Here is a 406-nt window from a genome sequence, read left to right on the forward strand (position 1 = left end):
ATGTATTCGATCACGTAGATTACTTACAATAGCACGTACAGCTTCCGGTTGTATCTTTATCTTCTTGCCCGAACCTCCAGAGCCACCATGTCCTTTTTTGGCAGAAGCATCTGAATCCCCTTTAACACTTTTCGATGATTTACTAGTAGATTTAGAGCCTTTTTTCGCTTTTGATGCTTTATCAGCTTTAGCTTTTTTATTAAGTTTTTTGATAAAAGCACTTATCGTATCATCAAGTCCTGTTAGATCTTTATCAGTAGTGAATATATTGAATTGATTAAACATCTTCTTCGCTTTTTTATATGCAGCCAACTCACCTTTTGACATTTCTTTTGCATTGCCCTTTTTATCAAAACTATCATAAGTTCCTATAAAATGTTGTCCTACAAAAGGTAACGATGTTAAA

The 406-nt window shown here is 34.0% G+C and carries 1 pseudogene; it reads right to left on the reverse strand.

Annotation, left to right across the window (positions count from 1 at the left end):
* Positions 1 to 406, reverse strand: a pseudogene (locus HMPREF2897_RS11885) (hypothetical protein); the annotation flags it as partial.

The sequence above is a fragment of the Staphylococcus sp. HMSC065D05 genome (assembly GCF_001813195.1).
Lineage (GTDB): Bacteria > Bacillota > Bacilli > Staphylococcales > Staphylococcaceae > Staphylococcus > Staphylococcus epidermidis.